Origin of the sequence: Bartonella capreoli, assembly GCF_902813205.1 — a bacterium.
Lineage (GTDB): Bacteria > Pseudomonadota > Alphaproteobacteria > Rhizobiales > Rhizobiaceae > Bartonella > Bartonella schoenbuchensis.
Genome location: NZ_CADDZX010000001.1, coordinates 464,132 through 471,547, shown reverse-complemented (window position 1 = coordinate 471,547; position 7,416 = coordinate 464,132). Strand labels below are relative to the sequence as shown.

The window sequence follows — 7,416 nt, the reverse complement described above, 5'->3', positions numbered from 1 at the left end:
TATAAATATTAGATCCGGTATTAACATCTTCTCTTGAAAAACGTGCCGCCATATTCTGTGTGAAATTTTAAACTAATAAAAGCCTAAAACCTCTGCAGACTATGCCGCCCACATTTCTCTTTCTTCTCTTGTCAAAGAACTAACAGACATCGCTGTTCTAAACTGCAAATAACACAGCTAAAAAACGCAAACATCTCTACCAGTCGGCTAGAAGTGCGTAACTTTATGTGCTAAAATGCTAAAACAAGTGCGCAAAAAACCACCTCGCGTGGCTTAACGACCTCGTCTCCAATGTATATAGACCCCATATCCCAAAAGAGTCAACACTATTTTTATAAAAACTTACCTCTTCATTCAATAATAATAACACTAAAATCGAAAGAGGATAAAGAATAGTGCTTTCTAAACAATAAATTGGCTTGTGATATTTTTATATAAAATTGTATTTTTGTTAGATGAATTACATCCTTATTTTTCGTTGCTTTATACAAAAAAGAGCCTTTTCTTTCAATGAAAAGGATGTACGTTTGCTATACGATAATTTGTAATACTGTTGTAAAAACAACTTAAATTTACTAACTTTTAACATTGGAATATTTAAAGAATACGATGAAACTCTATGTGGGATAACCAATATCAAAAAAAAGATCCTGGGCAAGAACATGCTCTTGTCGTCAAACGCTTAAAACCTGGTCTCAGACAAGTTTCTTTGCGTTGGCTTATAGGAACTATTCTAACCGGATTGGCATCTTATATTCTTATGGCCATTGCACTTTTCACGGCTTTAGAGGGGCAGCAGCAACTTATCACCCCTTTACAATGGTCCAATGTAGATGCAGACATCCCCGATTTTGATAGCAACAAAAGTGACCGTATTGCCCCAACACGCGTGCGTCAAAGCTTTGATAGTAAGCGTCAATTTGAGTTATCAATTCTCCAAAACAAAGGCGATGCAAAAATCATTGAAACACAGAAATTTGAGTGGATTCGCATGGCCTTAGCAGAAGAGCGCCCTCATCAATATACCTATCCTCAATTTGATGCTTTAAGCATGTTTACCAGAGACTGGGAAAAACAAACCCCAACTCCTGAAGGAAGCGGACAAATTTATGGAGCAAAAACGCAAACAAAAATGACCTTACGCAGCCGTAATTTCATTGTTAATGAGGTTAATTTTGACGGTACAGATACGTTTACTGATGATAAAGCGCAACAAGAAATACAAAACGCTGGATTAGTAGTGGACGCAAAAAATGAATTTCTTTCAATTCTTACATTGGGCGAGCTTTTAAAAGTAGATAACTTATCATCTACCCTTAAATTATCAGATAATCCTGGAGTGCGTATTACTCAAGAAAATCTCACTATTTCGCCCCAAAAAAATCGAATCGGCCTTACAAAAAATTACGTTGAAGATATTATCCCTGTTCATAAAAAACAAACAATATTGGAAATACTTCAAGAATTTGAATCTGATTATAATAGAGAACAAATTGAACAAGTCGCACAAGCTTTAGCCACATTGAACTATTCTGACTTCCTCAAAGAAGGAAGTCTCTTACGCCTTGGAATTGTCACGCAACATGGAGAAGAAGATCATATTGTGCGGGCGAGTATTTATCGTAAAAAGTATCACGCTCTCACAGTTGCTTTAAATGATGATAATCAATTTGTTGAAAGCACAGAACCAGAAATGTCTCCTATTCTTCAAACTGCGTTTCAAAATGGTCTTTCCCATTCTTTGATTAACGTCGGGCGATTACCAACAGTTTATGATGCCATCTATCGTGCTGTTCTCAGCCATAATATGTCACCTTCTGTCTCACAGCGCCTTATTCGTCTGCTCGCAACCAATATTGACATGAAAAGCCGCATCACACCAACCGATCAGCTTGAAATATTTTATGCTGTACCTAAAGAAAACAGCAATGAAAAAGACAAAAAAAGCACACAAAATGAGCAACAGAGCCAAAACACTCAAGCCCCCCCCATTCATCAAGAAACACCCATTAATAATGTAGATCCTGAAATTCGCTATATCAGTGCCACTTTTGGTAATGTAACCTATAAATATTATCGTTATCAATCTAAAGATGGCAGTGTTGATTATTATGATTCAGAAGGAAAAAGTTCAAAGCCTTTTCTGCTCCGCAAACCTACTCCAAATGGCACTTTCGGCTCACCCTTTGGACCACGCAAACACCCTATTTTAGGCTATGTGCGCATGCATACTGGGGTCGATTGGGTCGCACCAAAAGGATCACCCATCATTGCCGTTGGTGATGGTGTTGTAACCAAAGTGGGTGTAACCAGTGGCTATGGAAACCAGGTAGTTATTCAACATGCCAATGGTTATGTCAGCAGTTATGCTCATCAAAATAATTACGCACCAGGCATTAAACCAGGGATAAAAGTCCGGCAAGGGCAAGTAATTGGATATGTTGGATCAACTGGGCTTGCAACGGGGCCTCATTGTCATTTTGAAATTATTGTTAACGGCACAAAAGTTGACCCCATGCGCATCCGCATACCCAACAGTAAAGAATTGCTCAATCAAGATTTGCAAACATTCTTGCAAGAAAAACGCAATATTGATTCTTTAATCAACAGCGCCACAAAATCAACCAATGATTCTTAAATCAGACTTTAGATTCCAATGATCAGAAAAGCACTTAAAAACACATAAAGGGAAATATTTTAAACCCACAAAAAGCAACGCTTGACTTTCCCTTATACAAAAAAACAACACAAATAAAAAAGCAACATAAAGGAGAGAGGAACCATTTTAATAGCGCTTTTAAGAGACAGGTGATGAATCATTTGCGCTACGGGTTTTTAGTTTTGGCAAAGGAATGATCACCTTTGTTCCACCTAAATCAGATGTTTTAAACGATGGTTTTTCACCAAACTGCATACAAAGTTGTTCGATAACCACGCGACCAAGGCCTGCTTTTTCCCCTAAATTTTGACTGTTGATGCCCACACCATCATCTTCAACAATCAAGATCATTTGATCATTATCTTGGGGGATAAAAGAAACATAAATATTTCCACACCGTTGATCGGGGAAAGCATGTTTTAAAGCATTTGTCAGCAATTCACCAAGAATAATTCCAAGTGTTGTAGCATCTCTTGATGATAATTGACATTCTTTGAAATCTGTATGAATGGTGATATTTTCGCGCAATTCAAGGGGCACCGCCAATTCAACATCATGAACAACTGAACTTAAGAATTCGGCCACTAAAGTTGTCTCCATATCATCACACAAACGCAAACGTCGGTGTGCAGTAGAGATTGTTTGAATACGATCGCGTGCAGCACCAAGAACAGAACGCACTTCTTTATTTTTGCTTCGATTTAATTGCAACGCAAGCAAAGAAGACACTGTACTGAGCGAATTTCCAATACGGTGACTTGCATCTTGCAGAAGCATTTCAACACGCTGGCGTTCTTTTTCAGCATGGTTGCGTGCCTTTTCCAATTCCTGTGTTCGCTCTTTCACACGTGCTTCAAGAGCAGCATTTTCGCTATGAAGTAACAATTGATATGTTTTTAAGTAACGAACATCACGACGAAACCGATTAATCACAAAATAAGCTGAAACAAAAGTGCTAACAACAGCAACAATTGCTGCCAATGTTAAAGCAGCACGCATCATAGCTATGTCTTTGCGTTGTTTTTGCCGTGTAGCATTATCACCATTGATAAAATTTGTCATTAACTGAGCTAAACGTGCAACTTGGAGTTTTGAAATTTCAGGAGAAGATGGCAGCCTAACTGATGGATCGGTAAAAGAATCGAGAGAAACCATATGCGCAATCATAATAGCTTTACGCGCTTCGACTTCTTTTTTAAAAGCGCTAAACCATTCATACCATTGCGGCTTGGAATAGACAATAAGACTGGCGTAATCAAGAATATCATCAAGATCACGAACTGCATTTGTAAAGTGAGTTTTATCTTCCTCCCTGTGGCTACTTTCATAGCGACGGTCCGCTGCCGCCATATCAACCAAATTAATCAATACCAAATCAGCTTGTTCTCGCAATTGTGAACTTGTATTCAACCGTGCAACTTCCCGATCCACTGCGTTGGATAACAACATAATAAAAATCGCGGCTAAAAAAGCCATCAAAAGAGAGATGATAATTGCTACCCACCGCCAACGTGTAATCGTTGAACCAGAAGAAGATATTTGAGGAAGAAAATCCGTCTGTGTTGTCATAGAATTTCCATCAATAAACCTGACAATCATCATTCTTCAGTGTATAGGAGAAGGGTTTTCCTGATCATTGATATAAAAACCCTGGCAGATACCTGGTGTAGGCTTTTTTTATTTTTCCCAAAAATGCAGGCTAAATCGTTTAGAAGATCCTCCAAGTGATGATTTCCTGTAAAAGTTGTAATGGAAAGACAAAAAACAAAGCTTTTAACCATCATGGTGACGCTCTTTAACTATTAAATGAGCACAATGTACTTCCAGCCGAATAAGCATCGGGGCCATAATCGGATTCACCATCTACCTTGAGAAGTTCTTGCAAACGATTGCGCGCTCTGCTGACACGGCTTTTAATTGTCCCCACAGCACAATCACAAATAGCTGCAGCATCTTCATATGAAAAACCAGACGCACCAATTAAAATAATCGCTTCTTTCTGATCAGCAGAAAGCATGTCTAAGGCCTTTTTAAAATCTTGCAAATCCAACGATCCATATTGAGCAGGATGAACAGCTACATTTTTAGACAAAAGACCATCACTGTCTTGAACCTCTCTACCTCTTTTGCGCATCTGACTGTAAAATTCATTACGCAAAATGGTAAAAAGCCAAGCTTTGATATTCGTACCCATTTCAAAACTGTCTTGCTTAGCCCATGCTTTCATAATAGTGTCTTGAACAAGATCTTCTGCCTTATCGTGCTTGCCACTTAAAGAAATAGCAAAAGCACGCAACGCCGGCAGAACCAAAAGCAATTCTTGTTTAAAATTTTTCGTACCCGTCATCATAAAGGATCAAACCTCTTCTGCGCTGTTTAAAGAGGCGCGTTCTGCTTGATCCAATCTTTCCAAAAGTTCTAGAAAACGAACAGGAATAGCTTCTTCCTGAATCCCCATATAAAATTGGCGTAGTTTCAGAACAATCTCGCTATTAACGCCAAAAAGATTATCGCCAAGTGCAGAAGGATCGGTGAGATTTTTTTCACCACAGTCGTTCATTTTTCAGTCCCTTAACCCATATATTAACTCAAAGAAGATTTTTCTCTTCATGGTTGTAAATATAGTTGCGCTTAAAAAGTTCCATATGAGGGAAGGAACTTTTTCGTATGTTGGGAATTTTAATTTTCAAAAGCGCTTTTAAAGACAGAAGGAGTTATCAATCATGTCATTATCAATGCGTATTGCCCCACATCTTCCTTATCTTCGACGTTTTGCAAGGTCTGTTACAGGCAGCCAATCGTCTGGTGATGCTTATGTAGCAGCGATGTTGGAAGCGCTTATTACCGATATCTCCATTTTTCCACAAGCATCAAGCGATCGCATTGGAACCTATCGGCTTTTTTGTCACCTTTTTGATCAAACCACGCCCAATATCGCAGAGCCATTGCCTCAATTTGGTCTTGAACAAAAGGCAAATGCAAAATTATCGTATCTTACACCGCGTGCACGCCAAGCATTTTTGCTGATTGCTGTAGAAGGCTTTAATGAGCGTGAGGCAAGCGAGATTATGAATATTGATGCACAACAGTTTCATCAATTTCTCAACCAAGCATCTATTGATATTTCAGCACAAATAGCCACACAAATTATGATTATTGAAGACGAGCCCCTCATTGCGATGGACATTGAACAAATGGTGGCAAATCTTGGCCATCAAGTTGTAGGGATTGCACGCACCCGTGATGAAGCTGTTGTTATGTATCACCAAAAAAAACCTCGGATGGTTTTAGCCGATATTCAATTGGCAGATAATAGTTCAGGTATTGATGCGGTTAATGATATTTTGAAAAATGACCAAATACCTGTGATCTTTATCACTGCTTTTCCAGAAAGATTGCTGACAGGGGAACGTCCTGAACCGACTTTTTTGGTCACAAAACCCTTTAATCCTGATATGGTAAAAGCACTTATTTCACAGGCTTTATTTTTTCAAGAAAATGCTTCCAAAGCCGCATAATGGAAAGCAATATTTCAATTATGAGCATCAACCCTGTTTCTACTCTGCCTATGGACAGATCTCATCTCAGCGCCCTCATGCAGGCCATCCGCAGTGCTGATATTTGTGTTCTCTATCAGACAACAAATCTGATCCATTTATGGGCTGAAAACTTGCCTCAGCATTTGCACAATAAATGGCGAGTGGGATGTCGCGATAATGATTTTTTTTCACCCGATCTTGCCAATAATATGGAAACGATCAAATTGCAGGTCTTAGCCACTGGCAAAATGCAAACCATTGAAGTGCAATTTGAAGATATGGCAAAACAAGAAATTTGGTATAAATTCTCAATTGATTGTGACCGCAATGATCGTGGAGAAATTATCGGCGTGATCACCACGGGTGTTGAAATTTCAGGCTTGCGCCGACGCGAACAAGTATTGAAAATTTTGCTTAGAGAAGTCAGTCATCGTTCTAAAAATCTTTTGGCTATCATTCAAAGTATTGCTAGCCAAACTGCACGCTATACAGAATCGCTCCAGGTTTTTTTACGCAAATTCCAAGGGCGTCTGCATTCTCTTTCTCATTCTCAAGATCTCATTACCGATTCCAACTGGCGTGGAGCACAATTTCGTGAATTAGTACAATCGCAAGCTTTGGGGTATCTTGTGAAAGAAATAAAGCGATTTTCCATTGAAGGTGCTGACCCTTATCTCTTTCCAAATGCGGCTTTGCATATTGGTTTGGCTTTTCATGAACTCATTGTCAATTCACTCTCTTTTGGTGCCCTGTCGCAAGAAAGGGGAAGTGTGTCTGTGCGCTGTGAAATCCACACCAACACCAATAAACCAGCAAACCTCTTAATTATTTGGCATGAAAATTTTGAACCTGGAACCATTCTTTCTGAGCACAATAAAGCCTGTTTTGGCAGTACAGTTTTAGAAAAAATTGTTCCCATTTGCGTAAATGGATCAGCCTCTTTAAAAGTAACAGAAGAAGGAGTGGTTTATTGTTTATCTGTGCCTGATACTTATTTTGATCTTGATACGTTTTCTTAAAGAACATTTCAAACACAAAGAAATATACAAAGCCCCCTCACCATTCCCGACATGATGAATGACTTTGATGCCCATCAATATCCATTGCACCATTTTTGAAGCAAAAATTTAAAGTTTGCACTACCAGTTTCTTTAAATCAAATCGATACAACCAATCCTCTTGGCAATAAATTTATGCCATTAATTTACGCCATCACTC

6 protein-coding genes are annotated in these 7,416 nt (G+C 38.8%); 3 read left to right on the top strand and 3 right to left on the bottom strand.

From position 1 onward, the window contains the following. Positions 1 to 619: 619 nt before the first annotated feature. Entirely contained in the window at positions 620 to 2,638 is a 2,019-nt protein-coding gene (locus tag J7R05_RS02010; protein ID WP_208540964.1) for a M23 family metallopeptidase, read from the top strand. Positions 2,639 to 2,797: 159 nt separating this feature from the next. Here J7R05_RS02010 and J7R05_RS02005 read toward each other — a convergent pair whose 3' ends face one another. The 3 genes from J7R05_RS02005 to J7R05_RS01995 all read right to left on the bottom strand — a co-directional run bounded on the left by J7R05_RS02005 (position 2,798) and on the right by J7R05_RS01995 (position 5,219). Beyond that, positions 2,798 to 4,228: a sensor histidine kinase gene (locus J7R05_RS02005; RefSeq protein ID WP_208540963.1), complete on the bottom strand. Its 1,431-nt coding sequence runs from the start codon at positions 4,226 to 4,228 to the stop codon at positions 2,798 to 2,800. 226 nt (positions 4,229 to 4,454) lie between these two features. After that, positions 4,455 to 5,009 carry an RNA polymerase sigma factor gene (locus J7R05_RS02000; protein WP_208540962.1) on the bottom strand — a complete coding sequence of 185 codons (555 nt, stop codon included), beginning with the start codon at positions 5,007 to 5,009 and terminating at the stop codon, positions 4,455 to 4,457. A 6-nt stretch (positions 5,010 to 5,015) separates the two neighbouring features. Continuing rightward, the gene (locus tag J7R05_RS01995) at positions 5,016 to 5,219 is read right to left on the bottom strand and encodes a NepR family anti-sigma factor (protein WP_010704273.1); all 204 of its coding nucleotides are present in this window, start codon (positions 5,217 to 5,219) and stop codon (positions 5,016 to 5,018) included. Between the two features lie 163 nt (positions 5,220 to 5,382). Here J7R05_RS01995 and J7R05_RS01990 point away from each other — a divergent pair, with 163 nt between their 5' ends. Together J7R05_RS01990 and J7R05_RS01985 are read left to right on the top strand one after the other, a co-directional pair. Further along, a complete protein-coding gene (locus tag J7R05_RS01990; protein ID WP_208540961.1) occupies positions 5,383 to 6,177 on the top strand; it encodes a response regulator in 795 nt (264 codons plus the stop codon). A gap of 20 nt (positions 6,178 to 6,197) precedes the next feature. Continuing rightward, positions 6,198 to 7,217, top strand: a complete 1,020-nt coding sequence (locus tag J7R05_RS01985; protein WP_208540994.1) for a sensor histidine kinase — start codon at positions 6,198 to 6,200, stop codon at positions 7,215 to 7,217. Positions 7,218 to 7,416 lie beyond the last annotated feature (199 nt).

Bases quoted from the DNA above. Each gene is read 5' to 3' on its own strand.
- J7R05_RS01990 (WP_208540961.1), top strand. From the start codon at position 5,383: ATGTCATTATCAATGCGTATTGCCCCACATCTTCCTTATCTTCGACGT.
- J7R05_RS01985 (WP_208540994.1), top strand. From the start codon at position 6,198: ATGAGCATCAACCCTGTTTCTACTCTGCCTATGGACAGATCTCATCTC.
- J7R05_RS02005 (WP_208540963.1), bottom strand. From the start codon at position 4,228: ATGACAACACAGACGGATTTTCTTCCTCAAATATCTTCTTCTGGTTCA.
- J7R05_RS02010 (WP_208540964.1), top strand. From the start codon at position 620: ATGTGGGATAACCAATATCAAAAAAAAGATCCTGGGCAAGAACATGCT.
- J7R05_RS01995 (WP_010704273.1), bottom strand. From the start codon at position 5,219: ATGAACGACTGTGGTGAAAAAAATCTCACCGATCCTTCTGCACTTGGC.
- J7R05_RS02000 (WP_208540962.1), bottom strand. From the start codon at position 5,009: ATGATGACGGGTACGAAAAATTTTAAACAAGAATTGCTTTTGGTTCTG.